Origin of the sequence: Bdellovibrio bacteriovorus (assembly GCF_002208115.1) — a bacterium.
Lineage (GTDB): Bacteria > Bdellovibrionota > Bdellovibrionia > Bdellovibrionales > Bdellovibrionaceae > Bdellovibrio > Bdellovibrio bacteriovorus_C.
This window is the reverse complement of record NZ_CP020946.1, coordinates 1,855,857-1,869,719: the sequence shown is the minus strand read 5'-3', so window position 1 is coordinate 1,869,719 and position 13,863 is coordinate 1,855,857. Positions and strand designations below refer to the sequence as shown.

Below are 13,863 nucleotides of genomic sequence, written 5' to 3'. Positions count from 1 at the left end.
GAGTAAGTCATGAAAAAGCTTTTGTTGGTTTTGTCAGTCATGGGAACTTTGGCAGCGTGCAGTCACGGGAACTGTCGTGCCCAGAAGGAAGCTCAGAAAAACGCCCCTAAAAGCGAGGTTGTTGTGGAAAAATCCAAAGCCACGGATCGTGTGAAGGTGTTTAAGTACGACGGATCTTTGCAGTGCGGTCAGGGTAAAAAAATCGCCCCGGCTGAAATGCAAAAAGACCTCAAGGGTATTGAGGTCTTTTCTTCATCCAATCAGAACGACGGGATGATGCGTATTCAACTTTGTGGAAGCCCTACAGGCAACGCCAATGTCTACGAGATCGATCGTAAGGACCTGGACGCTGCCCTGAAGCTGGGCTTTAAAGAGTGGTTGGCTGAATAAGCAAACGCTCTTTGATTCTTTCTGTCGGGAGAGGACCTTCTCCCGGCACATAGCGACCTTCGATCACCATCACTTCATTTGGCTTCTCTACGTTTCTTAGAAGCGTTTCCATGACTTTTCCAGCGGCATCCAGTCTTTGGATCAGCATCACCGCATCTGGATCGGTACCACCAATACCCATAACTTCTGCCTGACGGCCGTAAGTGTAGGCGAATTCAGGGTCAAACGCTTTCAGACGACCCAGGTCCACGTCCTTCATCGCTCTGTAAGAAGCCACGTTAATGCGGGACTTCAACTGAGCCTGAAGAGCTGGATCCATGTGTTTACCGTACTCACCAACAACCATCGCACCCATGGCGAAGGCTTTACCAACCACTTCACGTTTGGAAGTGGAATAACCGTAAGAAACTCCATATTTTGGTCCGCTTCTGTGGTGGTCGATGGCCATTTCAACCATGTCACCATTCAGGGATTCTTTATTATACAGAGCAAAGTCCGCCTTGATGGCCTCGACCAGTGGAGTGCCGGAACGAAGTGCTCTCAAAACACTGTTGGACACAAGGTGAGACGTTGGTTTCTTGAAGTAATCCAACAGCTCCTGACGAGTCGGTTCTTTGGTTCTGTTGGAAAGACCGCGCCATACAAGCATTTCTTTGTCATACCAACGGTTCATTTTTGCATCCCAAAGGGCTTTGGAACCGGAACGATTTACACCGAACATATCGATAAAGTCAGGATCAACCAGGCGCAGACCGATCTGGCGTTCGCCATCTTTATCGTGGATGTAGCGAACAGTTTTTGATCTGTAGTATTCAACAAACAGGTCCGCAATACGGGACATTGCACGCAGACGGTTGTTCTGGATCTCGATTTTCAGTTCAGGGTGGGCCTGAACCAGGGTTTTAATGAAGGCGTTGAACTGTTCACTGTCAACTTTAGCTTGAGTGTAGTTTTCAACGACTTTGGTTTTACCCTGTTGTTTCAGGGAAATGTTCACCATCTCTGGCAGACCTGGGTACAGCAATTCTGGAGAATGCTCTACCGTCAGACCGTTTTTCACACGGAACAGAACATCGGCTTGCAACTGGGCGTTGTTAACAACACCTTTGTGAACGTATTCACGCCATTCTTTCTGGGAAACCTGAACATCCAGGAAAGGATCCACCAGGCGAACCGGCGGCAAGCCTTCTTTCGTCAGAAGATAGTTCATCAACAAACGAGTCGTGCGGCCGTTACCATTCAGAACCGGGTGGATCGCCACCAGATCACGCTGAAGGTCCGCTACGATGTCGATATATCTGTGTTCATTGATACCGATTTTAACTTCACCCAAAGCCGCGCGCTCAGCATTGAATCTTTCAAAACGCTGTTCAACCAGGGCTTTGGTGAAGGCTTGCTCCAAGGCTGGAGTGGCTTGGCCATTCAGGGACGTGCCGTTTTGTTCACGGTACGCCATGATTTCTTTATAAAGCTCCGGGTGGGAGTTTTTGATAATATCAACAGTGGCTTGCTTCGGAGTTGTTACGTATGGGTAGTGAATACGGCCGCTAACCAAAGTGGTCTCGCCATTTTCAACTACCATGTCACGTTTGGAACCCCAGATTTTTACATTCTTCCATACACCTTCATTCAAAGTGCTGCCTTCGCGAGCGCTTTCAACAAAGTTCAGGTATGGATTTTCCAGGACTACTTGAGCTTCTTTCGGCGTCATTTTGAATGCGCCAGCGACGTTGCCCATCCAGTGACCGTTGCGCCATACACCCAGTTGATCTGGACGGATGCCTTCAACGCCGTTTTCCATAATACGCTTATGAATCTCTGGCAGAAGGTCTGCGGTAAGGGCTGGTTGTTCTTTTCTTAGGAAGTTATCACGGGCACTCAGGAAGCCTTTGAATGGAGCTGCCTCAGCTTCGCCGCGATCGTAGATCTTGGAGAAATCCATAGCTTCGCGTTTGCCTTCAAGGAAGTTCGGCAAAAGCTTTTCAGCGGTGTGCGTGTAATCGAAGAACTCAACGGAAGCCAAAAGGTGTTCGATTTGGCTCTTACGCTGGGCTGGGATTTTTTCCAGGGTGGCCCAAAGCTCGGATTTGATGGATTTAAATTGAAGGAGTTCACGTGGTGTTTCCGGCTGCTTCACTTCGGAACGCAGACCGAAGTCCACACCGCGGGCTTTGACCTGAGGATCTGTAAAGACATACTCACACATCTGAGCGGCTTGCGCCGGGCTCATGAAGCTGATTGTCAGCAACAGGGACAGGATGAACTTAAACATTTTATGCGCAGGCATAATAACTCCTCTTCTTCAGAAGGTTACTAAAGCAATGCCCGTGCTAAGTCATAAGCACTACGTTGGACTTAAACGGGGAGGGGTAGGGGACTCCCCGTCTCATTCTGAGAAAGAAGCAATTTGCGTCGACGGCTGTCGATGGATTAGACGAACTTGGAAAGCGTTGAAATGGCAGAATCCAACTCAGCCTGGGTGTTATGAATGTGCGGGGTCAGTCTCAGAACAGGAAAGCCCGGAACTCTTGGCAGGCCGACCTGCAAATTTGGTTTTGAATGACGGACAAACAGACCATCAAATTCGATTCCGGAAAACTTCGCAATTTTGTAACATAATAGACTTGAAGCAATTTCTGAATGCCGGCCTTTAAGTGATCTGATCTTGAATTGATTTAAGCCGTCTTCAAGATAGTTCATACGTTTTTGAATTTCGGTTCTGATAAGCTCAGGTCCGGTCTGATCCCAGAAATCAAAGCACGATTCCAAACCATACAGACTTGCATAGCTCATGGAATGTGACCACAGCATGCGAGCTGCAAATGGATGATCACAATAAGCACCCATACCAGGCAGAATCTTTTCTTCCGTGGTCCAGGATCCATAAGCTGGCTGCATCTGATCCTGAAGCAATGGATTCACCCAGCCAAACGCGGTGCCTTTGGGGCCCATAAACCATTTATGCAGATTCCCGGCGTAATAATCGACGTTTTGAAGCTCGTTTGTGAAGTTTAAATCTAATAACCCAGGTGCATGAGCCCCATCAACCACCAGCAAAACGTTTTTCGCTCTTAATGCGGCCGCCAGCTTTGCCAAAGGCATGGTCAGGCCATTGCCGGTAAAGACGTGGCTGACAACGAAGACGCGGGTTTTATCAGAGATTTGGGAAACGATCTTTGAAACCGCTTCATCCGCCGAGATTTCATCATACATAAAATCCGCGTTGATAAAACGCACAGAAAGACGGTCTTTGCGGGCTTTGAAATGCAGGATATTAACAACCGCACCGTATTCAAAGCTGGTGGAAAGAATTTCGGAGTCAGCAGGCAGTTGCAAACCCATGATGATTTCATTTAAAGCCAAAGTGACATTGGGGCGCAGAAACAGATCCTGAGGTCGGGCCTTGATGAATTTCCCCAGACGCTCTTGCAGGGCCCACAGACGAGCCCAGGCCGCACCATACCCAGTAGATGTGTTGTGTTCAAAAGTCCCAAGCTCGGCCTTTTGCTGATCAATCACGACCGATGGACACAATCCCAGGGTGCCATTATTGAGATTCACGAAGGACGTGTCTTTGTACTTCTCAAAAGCGGCGGAAAAATCCTGAAACATAATTACTTATTACGACCTTTGCAGGTTTTCAAAGACAGATCTTCGCTGGTCACCAAAGACAACTGATTGTTTTTCAGTTGTTCGCGAATATCCATCCACAGCAGATAGTAATGCCATTCACGGGGGGATTTTTCCGAAACACCATGGTCGGGGAGAAGTTTCAGATCATTTGTCTTTACCAGAACATCCAAAACTTCAGGATTCTGGCGCAGCTTTTCGATCAGAGCTGCAAAGATCAGGTTGTAATGCTCGGCGGGTTCCTTGGTGGCAAACGGAAACACTTTGCCTTCAAAGGTCACCCAGTTGGCGTCGTTTTTTTCCATCAGGAAGTTGGCATAGCCACCCGCACTTTTAGCGGCATAACCATTCATCTGGGAAACTTGTTCGCGCGTGTATTTCCAGTTCTTGGCCCAAGCCCAGCGCGGATCGTTTTCAGTCTCTGGATATTTCATCATCTGCCAGAAGGCTTCAACCGTTGGATAACAAACACCGTGAAAGACAAACGAGGCTTCCGCAAAATTTGAAAGCAGACCCAGTTCATTTCGTTTGCTTAAAACAACTTCCATACGGCCAGCATCTTGCGGAAGGATCTCCCAGGATTTGGCTTCTTCACGCGGAACTTCTTTCCACCAGTGCGCAGGATAAGGAGCTTTCCAGGAGTCGTCTGATCTGGTGGCAGGTTTTACACCTTGGGTGGGCTTTTTATTGCTGGATTCCGAACAAGAAACCAGAAATGCTGCCAGAAGCACAAACAATGAAACGAACGTCGTTTTAGCCATAAATCCCCCTTACGCAAAAACGCCCGCAAAGACTAGCGGACCTTCCGCGTGAATACAATTCTGACCGCGCGCATAAAAGGTCAAAATACGGTCAGATTTAGGGCTATTCTTAAAGAAATCGACAAAGGGGAGTTCATGGAAATTGGATTTTTAGGCGCAGCCGGCACCGTTACAGGGTCCAAGTTTCTGGTACATAATAACAGCACCCGAATTCTTGTCGATTGCGGCATGTTCCAGGGTTTTAAAGAACTTCGCGAGCTCAACTGGGAAGACTTTCCGTTTGAGGCCCGTGATATCGATGCTGTGGTTTTAACTCACGCACATCTGGATCACTGCGGAGCTTTACCGTTGTTGGTGAAACGGGGTTTTAAGGGGCGAATTTACTGCACCGAACCGACGTTGGAGCTGACTAAAATCATCTTGCTGGACTCAGCCAAGATCCAGGAAGAAGACGCTGCATACGCGAACAAGAAAGGTTTCTCCAAACACACTCCCGCGCTGGCTTTGTACACCATTGAAGATGCCGAAAAAACTTTGCCTCTTTTAACGCCGGTGGATCTGCACACCGAATTTGATATCGGGACTTTGAAGGTTTATTTCACCAGCAGCGGACACATCCTGGGGGCTGCTTCGGCATGGATTTCAAACGGTGAAACCAGCATCCAATTTTCCGGTGATTTAGGTCGTTATAATGACCCCTTGATGCCACCTCCAGAACCTCCCGTGCAATCCGATTATATGGTGATGGAGTCCACTTATGGGGATCGCGATCACTCTAAAATCAGCTCTAAAGAAGTCTTAAAACAATGCATTTTAGAGATCGCAAAAACACGGGGAGTCTTGCTGATTCCTAGTTTTGCCGTGGGCCGCGCGCAGAATCTGCTGTATGAAATCACGGAACTAAAAAGAGACGGGGAGGTCCCCGCCCATATCCCCGTTTATTTTAACTCTCCCATGGGTCATGAGGTCGCAAAACTATACGAACACTATCACCCGTTCCAACGTCTGGCTTCGGGACAGTTCGCTGAGATCATGTCTGAAGTTCATTCCGTTAAAACCGCCGAAGAATCCCGGGCTTTGAACGATGATAAATCCGGGCCCAAAATCATCATCGCCGCCAGCGGAATGCTAACTGGTGGCCGGATCTTGCATCATTTGAAAGCTTTCGGACCGGATCCAAGAAATATTGTTCTGTTGGCAGGATTTCAAAGCCCCGGAACCCGTGGACACAGCTTGTTGAATGGCGCAAAAGAGATCAAAATCCATGGTCTTTATGTGGAGATTAACTGCAAAGTGGTTCCATCAGATTCATTTTCAGCCCATGCAGATAGAAGTGATTTAATGACCTGGTTAAAGCAGGCTCCAGAGGCACCAAAAAGAACGTTCCTGGTGCATGGAGAATCAACCGCTGCAGATGAGCTTCGGAAACGCATCGATAAAGACTTAAAATGGAACGTTTCAGTGCCTAGAATGAATCAATTTATTAAGACCTAGGGCTTATAAGCAAATAAACCCCTATAGCTATCGTTACATAATATAACTTATCAGAAGACTATATATCTCACTTCAACCGTGGGCTTTTCATCGAATTGACCCTGAACTGGTTCCGGATTTACATTCAAAAGCATCTCTTTAAAGGCTTAATTAATATGGAATCTTGCCCGCTTTGTTCGAATCAATCCCAGCTCCATTCCGAACCATTATTTCCGGCTTGGATGAATGCTTCTGAAAACCCGACTTTGAATATCTGTGGGACCTGTCAGACACGCTTTGAACGAAATGCCGCCTTCACGATGGAGTTTTTCAAAGAGCGCGCTTTCTTGAAGAAAACCAATGAGCCTGATTATTACGACACTTTCTATGGATCTGAACTTCATCTTAAAAGATCCCGCATCGCTTTGTTGTATTTCCTGGTGGGTCTGAATTTGAAACAGCATTTGATTGGCAGTTTTGATCGTTTGGCGCATGACTTTAATGGCCGTTTCATCGAAGAAAACGACTATCACCTCTGGGCGGCATTCAATCCGGAGCATATCGAAACCATTTCAGCCCCGGTGCGAACCCGTATTGAAGGTTTAAACGCCACGGAATGCTGCATTTTGGGTTATCATTTCTTCCTGATCACAGATCAGCGTCCATTGCCTGCGAAGTCTTTGATTCAGCAACTGGAACAAGAACAAGATCTGACTATTATGCATGCTGGGATCGAAAAAGACATCTATGAGGACTTCGAAGCTTTCATGGAAGAGTTCAACAGCCGCAAAAAATAGTGTTGTATCAAACGGGGATAGTGAAAAACATCTCTCCCCGTCCGGATCAATCAGCGTACTGATTGAAAACGGTCTTAAGCTCCCCTTTTTCACGGATTCTTTTCAATGATTTGTTAAACGAATCACGCATTCTTTTATCATGGAATGCCACTGAGTACTGGGATTTTGGAAACAGAGCATGCTTTGCGATTTCCGGTAAAGGATGGGCGGATTTTCTCTGAATTTTATCTTTCTGCATCCTGAAAGTCCGCTCTTCACATATGATCACATCCACGCGATCCATCAGCAGCATTTTAATCTGCCGGCTCTGTTCGGCATATTCATGATAGTCCGAATTTTTACTGATGGCGGAACTGAACTCCGGCCCCAGAAAGGACCGCGCATTTTGAAAGGCGATCACACTTTTTTTAGAAAGATCGCCAAGGCCATTCAACTGATGGCTCTTGGACTTTAAAGTCCAGGCAAAGTTCTGAAAAGTAATATACGAATCAGACAAATAAAATTTGGGTGTATTGTTGATAGTCGCCATGGCCTCAACATGACCCAGCTCCAAACTGCGCACGGATCGAGCCGGTGGTTGAAATACCGGTATCATTTCATATCCCATATCCAGAAAAACCCGTCGTAGAAGCTCGACTTCAAGTCCACTGGACGTCTCGTGAATGACATAGGGTGGTTTATCAAGAGAAAATGCGACGCGGACACCGGGTAAAGCCCGGCCCCATGATGAAAAGCATAAAACTGCAACGAATAAAACGGTCTTCAAGAAGACCTCCAGATTTCATTATCTCTCTGAACCTCTATTCGTTGAAGAAATATTCATCTTTGCAACATTACAATTTAACTTATGCTCACCTTCATTCAGCCTTGATCAACGACTTTAAAAACCTGTTCCTGATTGCAACTCCGGGCCTTAAACCATTTTCTTCAGTTCAGAAAGATGCGTAATTTGCATTTGCGGGGGAACCTCATGGGGTTCGATTTTGACTTTTGCCGGATTAAACCAGCAGGAATCAATACCGAAATGATGCGCCCCCAGGATGTCTGTTTCCAGTTTGTCGCCCACCATCAAGGTCGAGCTTTTATCAAACTTACGGGCTTGTTTAACGGTGTATTCAAAGAATCGAACATCGGGCTTCGCAAATCCTGCTTCTTCCGACACAGCCATAAATCTGACATACGGAGCAAGCTTTGAGCGACTAAGACGTTGAACTTGAGTGGCTTGAATCCCGTTGGTGATAATTCCAAGCTCCCCTTTGCCACTTAAATATTCACACAGCTCAACCGCGTGATCGATCAACACAACAGCTTCTGGCAAAGCATCCAGGTATCTGTTCGCTGTCAGAACCGGGTCGATTTCGATGGCGTGGATTTCAAACAACTTGCGAAAGCGTTCGACTTTTAAAAGATCCTTGGTGGTTTTTCCCTGTTCAAACTGCTTCCACAAAGCGGCATTTTCAATTTGATAGGTGCGAAAAAGGTTGTCCAGATCTGTCGTCAGACCCACCGAATGCATCGCCGAAACAAAGGACAGCTTTTCCGACGCTTTAAAGTCCAACAAAGTGTCATCCAAATCAAAAAGGAACAAATCGTATTTCATAATCTGATCTTAAATTACTCCAGAACATCACGATACTCGTTTACCAGCCGTAAAGCCATACCCAAGTCTGTATCAAAAGCCGTCTCCTGTCATAACGTCCTGTAAAACTTCCCGCCCAATAAGCCGATTAAACAAATGCAAGACAAGTCCAACAAGGGGGCCTTATGAAAATTCAATTCCTGACAGTTCTGGCGATGTTGATGGCAACCTCCGTGGCATCCGCCCGCCAATTCACTTTGGTGAAAGGCTCCGGTTACGCGATTGAGCCACTTTATGGTTATGAAACCGTTTATCGCAGCAGCCCCAGCCCGCATTTAGCAACCTGCGCGATGTACGGCGTGCGCCTGTCGGCCGGTGTGGATTTGCTTTCCGGCGAAGCTGAGTATTCCCGTGCCTCTGATACCGAAACTTTCTCTGGCACCCCGGAAAAGGTTTATCACGAGGACGAAAACTACAAGCTCGGCATTCGCTCCACTTACAGATTCAATCAGTATTTCTTCTCTTCCGCGCGTTTGGGAGCGCAAGCCACCAAAGGCTTTGAAGAATCCACGTCCAGTGGCGTGGTCACAAGAAAAGACAAGGATCTGAAATACAACCCCTATGCCGGTGCCCAAGTGGGTGTGAAGCTCGGTGTGTTTTCAGTGAATTTAAGCGCCACGATGGTCTTCAGGGACTATTCCGACCTGTCTAAAAACGATGTGCAGCACACACTGTCTTTTGGAGTGGGTTACTAAAAGGTCTCTTTGAGGATTCGGGGTTGACTGAAAGCAAACTCCAGCAGAGTCCGGCCCGCAGCAAATCGATCGTGATTGCTGGGCGCCCCCAAAACAACGGCTATATAACGCCCGGACTTTTTATCCGGGCGTTTGTTTTTTCGCGCGCTGACCATCACACACCAGCCTGCTGCTTTAATATGTCCGGTCTTCATGCCGTCCACGGGCAGTTTTGAAAACAACAAGTCATTGGTATTTTTCTTTTGAAAATCGCGAAAGGTCAGCTCTTTGCTGGACGAGTATTCAAAGTATTCGGGAAACTCCTGGGAAATCCGCACCGCGAGAAGCCCCAGATCCTGCGCTGTTGAATAGTGTTTTTCGGTATAAAGCCCTGAAGCGTTGGCAAAAAGACTTTGAGTCATTCCTAAACTCTTCGCCGTCTTGTTCATTTGCTCGGCAAAAGCCTTCTGGCTGCCGGAAACCACTTCAGCCAGAACAAGGGCGGCATCATTCGCCGAAGCCACGATAAGGCCACGCAGAAGTTCATCCACCGTCACCGACTCCCCGACCTTCAAATACATACTGGACTCTTCCGGGCGGAGAATGACAGCGCTGGCTGAAACCCTGGCCCGGTCCATGCGGGACAGCCGCCCTTCGCGGATTGCAGACAGAACCATATAAGCCGTCATCACTTTGGTTAAAGAGGCCGGCGGAAGCGGTTGATCTTTATTAAGTTCCGCCAGAATCTGACCGCTGGAGGCATCCAGCAACACCCACGACAAAGCGTTCACCGAAGGCAGGGCTTGCGCCTTCCCGCTGAACAGACACACCAAAAGAAGAAGCAACCCCTTCAGGTATTCCATAAAGCCATCATACACCTTGCGGATTATTTTAAAGCTTCTTTGTCAGTTGAGCCCAGACTTCAGAGAAGGGCTTATAAGCGGTGTCCGGGATAAACACACGAGCACGTTCATTGCCATGCAGATAGATTTCTTCCTGAGCCCACACATAGTGATCACAGTGGCAGCCCCAGGCGGCCGCGCCATCTTCAAGTTCTTCCTGAGGCAATGGATTTAAAGCCATGTAGGCTTCAAGAAAGGCCATAGTTAGATCTGGTTTCAGGTCAAACATGTAAGACGCCACACGGGCCACTTCAAACCCACGGGGCATATACACGGCCTGATCCCAGTCAATCACACCACAGACAGTTTCTTTTTGAAAAAACAGATTTCCCTGATGATAGTCCCCATGCAGAACCTGGGCTGAGAACTTTGGAACATAAGAATGCAGGCAAGCAGGATTTCGCATCCACTCACGCTGATCTTTCAGGCGGTACAAAACCCATTGATCCGCTTCGGAAAGATGGGGCTTCTGCAAAATGACCGCTTCAATTTTATCCAGGCGAGCAATCCACTCTTTGGCATCCCAGTTCAAGGAATACTTGCGATACCCCACATCCGGCAGTGGTTTTAATACTTTATGCAGACGAGCTAACATGGAACCTGCAGCCCGCGCATGGACCACCGTCAGATCCGATTTTTTCACCTGATGGCCGGGCGATTCAAAATACAGGGCACCAAATTTTCCGTCGTGTTCGATCAACGAGGTGCCATAACGCGATGGCAGAGTTTGAACTGCAGGCAGATTGTAAGAGGCGACGTATTCCAGCAAAGCGTGCTCTCGCTCTACACGGGCTCGCTCGCTCGTTTTATACAGACGAAGGTAAAAGTTCCCCAGACTGGCCTGCACCCGATAGACCTGATTGACGGCGCCGTTAAGGATTTCCTCAACGGACTGGATGACCCCCAAGGGCCATAGGTTCAAAATGGAATGCAGTCGCTCGATCTCAGCTGGTTTCATCAATAAAACAAGGATACCTAGGGTTCCAGGCAAACTCCAAGTAAAATTGAAAACTTATCGGAATACTTAAACCGGAATTTCCACGATTGAACGAATCCCGGTTCGTGCCGTCATCGCGTGAACCACAGCCCGCAACCCCATGATGGTCTTTCCTTGAGTGCCAATCACCTGTCCCAGGTTTTCTTTGGCACAATTCACCCGGTACACGGTGGTTTTGGGGCCCACATAGGTACTGACCGTCACCGTGTCGGGGTGATCCACCAGCAGACGCACCATGTGCTCAATCAACTGGCGAATCTCTTCGCGGTACTTTTCCTGGTCAATATCTGCGCCTTTGACTTTACGTTCTTCATACTTAAAGGCTTCGATGTCGTTCATAGAACCTAGTCCCCCATGATGAAATTGGCTGTGCCGATACGCTTAAAGTTGCAATGCGGTCCCGGGACTGGCACCCAGCTAAACAGGAAGGAAAACGCCTGGGCCCCTTTGATAAAGGCGGCCGAACCTTCCTGGAATCCATAACCGTCATTGCGTCCGATGGAAACATAGAACCTTGGTTTTTTGCCTTTGGGATATCTCTTGATCAGCTTCAGCGGATCATGATCATCCCAGTCCTTTTTATCCACGAACACGGATTGCGAAATGCGCTGCATTTTTTCCACCTGACAACGAAGAGCTCCGGTGCGCTGGATGTAAGCGTCGATTTCTCGATCACTGGCAAACGGACTGATCGTCGCAAGAGCCGGACATAACAAGGCCACCTTTGAAAACATCCCCGGGTTCTTCAGAGATATTTCAGCAGCATTGAATCCCCCCATGGACTGGCCAATAATGTGGCGCTGTCCACCTTTCAGGCCCCCGACCTTCTTTTCCATATAAGGCATAATCACCCTGGTGAAAGCCGGCAACAAAGGGTATCGCTTATTATTAACCAAGAGCCACTGGGGGCCGAATGAAACCGATACGATCCGAGGACGATAACCGCGAAGCTCCCACCAGTCCTGAATCGTCCGGGTTCCCAGAAATTGACGGTGCCAGGTTTTCTCTGAACCGTTCAGTCCATGGAAGAAATAAACGATATCGTTGTTGTTCGCGCTGTCTGGATCCCGGTAACAATACTTAAACCGGACGCCCTGCAATTCTTCCGAATCACAGATAAATCGTCCGCGCCCAAACTCAGTTTCCGGGACATCTGCTTCTGCAAGCATATAGTCGTCGGTCACGTCATCATATCCCTGAGCCCACAGTGAAACGCACAGAAGGAGAAAAGCTAGAGTCAACCTCTTCATAGACCCCCCTCTACACAGAGGAAAGGGTCCCTTGAGGTCTATGAAAAATCAATTTGCAATATCGAAATCTTCGCGAACTCTGTGCTTAGACACGAGAACTTGTTCTCCCGTATTCAAGCAGCGCAAATAGAAGTGATTGAAACCCCTGTTGGTTACCACAAAACGACGGGGTTGGGCGGGAGATATCTTTTTGGCAAGAACCGATCCCACATCCAAATTTTCGTACTTGCTTAAAAGTTTTCCCGCCACACGCGCACGCAGAACATGGATCAAAATGGCACCACAGACAAACACGAATGCCGCACTCAGCGCCACTGCCCAATGAACCTTTTCATCCATCAGCCATGTGAATGACACTGGTGCCATCACCGAAAGCAGCACCAAGGCTCCCGTCAGAAGGCGTTCTTGTCTTTGGTATTTTTTGAATTCTTCCACAAAAGAGGACATGTGCAGGAAACCTCGCTCCTCAAAGAGACCCTTATACAATCACAATCGGTTAGTACAGATCGAGTCCAGATTCTGTTATTTTCCTTGCCGCTCTGCCTCCCCAGCTGACAGCCTGTTTTGACTGGGTTCTGCTTACAACAAAGAGGTGCACATGAAACTGTTTTTGAACGTTCTTCTTCTTTCCACCGTTGGATCGGCTTCCGCAATGGCTTTCGACTCCCAGGCAGTTTGTCAGGATATCGTTGAGAGACGTGGCAGCATCCAGGTCCAGATGATTTCCTCCAATGACGGCGACAACTGCTATGTCTCTGTTCACAACCGCAAGGCCGAGGGTCTGGTTTATCGTGACTACCTGTTCACCGCTGACGGCGAACTGATGGTGTTTAACTCTTTGGGGTACGGGGATGAGTCCTCAACCACAGGAGCCCGCGAATTCTTCCTGTTCCCGCGTATCAATCCGGTTCCGACTTTTGAATGGAATGATGAAACCCGCCGCCTGACGGTGACAACCGTGAACGGCAACAAAGCTTCCTTTGACTACGAAGACGCCGAACTGGTTGAAATGACGGGCGCTGAAATCAGAAGAGCCGCAGAAATCCGCCCGGACAACCGTGGAGGCGTGGAGATCAATAAATATCAGGGTTTGAAACTGGACTCAGGATTTAAGCTGGGTTCGGCTCCCACGGCAGTTTCCGGAAACAGCTCGGTATTCACTGACAAAAACGGCAAGACCTGCAGTGTGAAAAACTATGAGCTGTTCAAATATACGTCCGACGGGGATGTGCGTTTCAAATTCTCTGACAGTGGTTTGAAGACATTCTTAAAAAGCCGTTGCTCTTCACTGACTTTCTAAATCGCTCCGCTTGAAGCGCTAAATCGCTGCGCTTGAAAAACTAAAAAGCC

Annotated in this window: 15 protein-coding genes; 5 read left to right on the top strand and 10 right to left on the bottom strand. The window is 48.0% G+C overall.

The features are described from left to right. The first annotated feature begins 9 nt into the window (after positions 1–9). On the top strand, positions 10–390 hold the full coding sequence (locus tag B9G79_RS08950) for a hypothetical protein (protein WP_088565215.1): 381 nt from the start codon (positions 10–12) through the stop codon (positions 388–390). Here the strand turns inward: B9G79_RS08950 and B9G79_RS08945 are convergent. From B9G79_RS08945 to B9G79_RS08935, 3 genes are all read right to left on the bottom strand, one after another. Continuing rightward, complete coding sequence (locus B9G79_RS08945; protein WP_088565214.1) at positions 368–2,677, bottom strand: Fic family protein; 2,310 nt, start codon at positions 2,675–2,677, stop codon at positions 368–370. The two genes, B9G79_RS08950 and B9G79_RS08945, sit on opposite strands and share 23 nt — an antisense overlap. 143 nt (positions 2,678–2,820) lie before the next feature. Then, entirely contained in the window at positions 2,821–4,002 is a 1,182-nt protein-coding gene (locus B9G79_RS08940; RefSeq protein WP_088565213.1) for an aminotransferase class V-fold PLP-dependent enzyme, read from the bottom strand. A gap of 2 nt (positions 4,003–4,004) precedes the next feature. Then, positions 4,005–4,781: an NADAR family protein gene (locus tag B9G79_RS08935; RefSeq protein ID WP_088565212.1), complete on the bottom strand. Its 777-nt coding sequence runs from the start codon at positions 4,779–4,781 to the stop codon at positions 4,005–4,007. A gap of 135 nt (positions 4,782–4,916) precedes the next feature. On the opposite strand from B9G79_RS08935, the gene B9G79_RS08930 reads away from it, so the two are divergent. Together B9G79_RS08930 and B9G79_RS08925 are read left to right on the top strand one after the other, a co-directional pair. Then, complete coding sequence (locus tag B9G79_RS08930) at positions 4,917–6,275, top strand: MBL fold metallo-hydrolase RNA specificity domain-containing protein (protein WP_088565211.1); 1,359 nt, start codon at positions 4,917–4,919, stop codon at positions 6,273–6,275. Positions 6,276–6,430: 155 nt separating this feature from the next. Further along, on the top strand, positions 6,431–7,051 hold the full coding sequence (locus B9G79_RS08925) for a hypothetical protein (protein WP_232469302.1): 621 nt from the start codon (positions 6,431–6,433) through the stop codon (positions 7,049–7,051). Positions 7,052–7,097: 46 nt separating this feature from the next. Here the strand turns inward: B9G79_RS08925 and B9G79_RS08920 are convergent, their stop codons facing one another. After that, positions 7,098–7,817: a substrate-binding periplasmic protein gene (locus tag B9G79_RS08920; RefSeq protein WP_157678763.1), complete on the bottom strand. Its 720-nt coding sequence runs from the start codon at positions 7,815–7,817 to the stop codon at positions 7,098–7,100. A gap of 147 nt (positions 7,818–7,964) precedes the next feature. Further along, entirely contained in the window at positions 7,965–8,651 is a 687-nt protein-coding gene (locus tag B9G79_RS08915; protein ID WP_088565208.1) for a YjjG family noncanonical pyrimidine nucleotidase, read from the bottom strand. Between the two features lie 164 nt (positions 8,652–8,815). Between B9G79_RS08915 and B9G79_RS08910 the strand changes: the two genes are divergently transcribed. Beyond that, positions 8,816–9,385, top strand: a complete 570-nt coding sequence (locus B9G79_RS08910) for a hypothetical protein (protein ID WP_088565207.1) — start codon at positions 8,816–8,818, stop codon at positions 9,383–9,385. On the opposite strand, the gene B9G79_RS08905 is transcribed toward B9G79_RS08910, so the two are convergent. The 5 genes from B9G79_RS08905 to B9G79_RS08885 all read right to left on the bottom strand — a co-directional run bounded on the left by B9G79_RS08905 (position 9,382) and on the right by B9G79_RS08885 (position 12,960). Then, positions 9,382–10,227 (bottom strand): D-alanyl-D-alanine carboxypeptidase family protein, encoded by an 846-nt coding sequence (locus tag B9G79_RS08905; RefSeq protein WP_232469301.1) that lies wholly within the window; start codon positions 10,225–10,227, stop codon positions 9,382–9,384. The two genes, B9G79_RS08910 and B9G79_RS08905, sit on opposite strands and share 4 nt — an antisense overlap. Before the next feature lie 28 nt (positions 10,228–10,255). Next, a complete protein-coding gene (locus B9G79_RS08900; protein ID WP_232469300.1) occupies positions 10,256–11,224 on the bottom strand; it encodes a phosphotransferase enzyme family protein in 969 nt (322 codons plus the stop codon). Positions 11,225–11,290: 66 nt separating this feature from the next. Continuing rightward, complete coding sequence (locus B9G79_RS08895; RefSeq protein WP_015091142.1) at positions 11,291–11,602, bottom strand: KH domain-containing protein; 312 nt, start codon at positions 11,600–11,602, stop codon at positions 11,291–11,293. Positions 11,603–11,607: 5 nt separating this feature from the next. After that, positions 11,608–12,513 carry an alpha/beta hydrolase-fold protein gene (locus tag B9G79_RS08890; protein WP_232469299.1) on the bottom strand — a complete coding sequence of 302 codons (906 nt, stop codon included), beginning with the start codon at positions 12,511–12,513 and terminating at the stop codon, positions 11,608–11,610. A 48-nt stretch (positions 12,514–12,561) separates the two neighbouring features. After that, positions 12,562–12,960: a hypothetical protein gene (locus tag B9G79_RS08885; RefSeq protein WP_088565205.1), complete on the bottom strand. Its 399-nt coding sequence runs from the start codon at positions 12,958–12,960 to the stop codon at positions 12,562–12,564. A gap of 151 nt (positions 12,961–13,111) precedes the next feature. Here B9G79_RS08885 and B9G79_RS08880 point away from each other — a divergent pair, with 151 nt between their 5' ends. Next, positions 13,112–13,813: a hypothetical protein gene (locus tag B9G79_RS08880; protein WP_088565204.1), complete on the top strand. Its 702-nt coding sequence runs from the start codon at positions 13,112–13,114 to the stop codon at positions 13,811–13,813. The last annotated feature ends 50 nt before the right edge of the window (positions 13,814–13,863 follow it).

Excerpts from the sequence above, each read along its gene's own strand:
- B9G79_RS08950 (WP_088565215.1), top strand. The coding sequence starts at position 10 with ATGAAAAAGCTTTTGTTGGTTTTGTCAGTCATGGGAACTTTGGCAGCG.
- B9G79_RS08945 (WP_088565214.1), bottom strand. The coding sequence starts at position 2,677 with ATGCCTGCGCATAAAATGTTTAAGTTCATCCTGTCCCTGTTGCTGACA.
- B9G79_RS08940 (WP_088565213.1), bottom strand. The coding sequence starts at position 4,002 with ATGTTTCAGGATTTTTCCGCCGCTTTTGAGAAGTACAAAGACACGTCC.
- B9G79_RS08935 (WP_088565212.1), bottom strand. The coding sequence starts at position 4,781 with ATGGCTAAAACGACGTTCGTTTCATTGTTTGTGCTTCTGGCAGCATTT.
- B9G79_RS08930 (WP_088565211.1), top strand. The coding sequence starts at position 4,917 with ATGGAAATTGGATTTTTAGGCGCAGCCGGCACCGTTACAGGGTCCAAG.
- B9G79_RS08925 (WP_232469302.1), top strand. The coding sequence starts at position 6,431 with ATGGAATCTTGCCCGCTTTGTTCGAATCAATCCCAGCTCCATTCCGAA.
- B9G79_RS08915 (WP_088565208.1), bottom strand. The coding sequence starts at position 8,651 with ATGAAATACGATTTGTTCCTTTTTGATTTGGATGACACTTTGTTGGAC.
- B9G79_RS08910 (WP_088565207.1), top strand. The coding sequence starts at position 8,816 with ATGAAAATTCAATTCCTGACAGTTCTGGCGATGTTGATGGCAACCTCC.
- B9G79_RS08905 (WP_232469301.1), bottom strand. The coding sequence starts at position 10,227 with ATGGAATACCTGAAGGGGTTGCTTCTTCTTTTGGTGTGTCTGTTCAGC.
- B9G79_RS08900 (WP_232469300.1), bottom strand. The coding sequence starts at position 11,224 with ATGAAACCAGCTGAGATCGAGCGACTGCATTCCATTTTGAACCTATGG.
- B9G79_RS08895 (WP_015091142.1), bottom strand. The coding sequence starts at position 11,602 with ATGAACGACATCGAAGCCTTTAAGTATGAAGAACGTAAAGTCAAAGGC.
- B9G79_RS08890 (WP_232469299.1), bottom strand. The coding sequence starts at position 12,513 with ATGAAGAGGTTGACTCTAGCTTTTCTCCTTCTGTGCGTTTCACTGTGG.
- B9G79_RS08885 (WP_088565205.1), bottom strand. The coding sequence starts at position 12,960 with ATGTCCTCTTTTGTGGAAGAATTCAAAAAATACCAAAGACAAGAACGC.
- B9G79_RS08880 (WP_088565204.1), top strand. The coding sequence starts at position 13,112 with ATGAAACTGTTTTTGAACGTTCTTCTTCTTTCCACCGTTGGATCGGCT.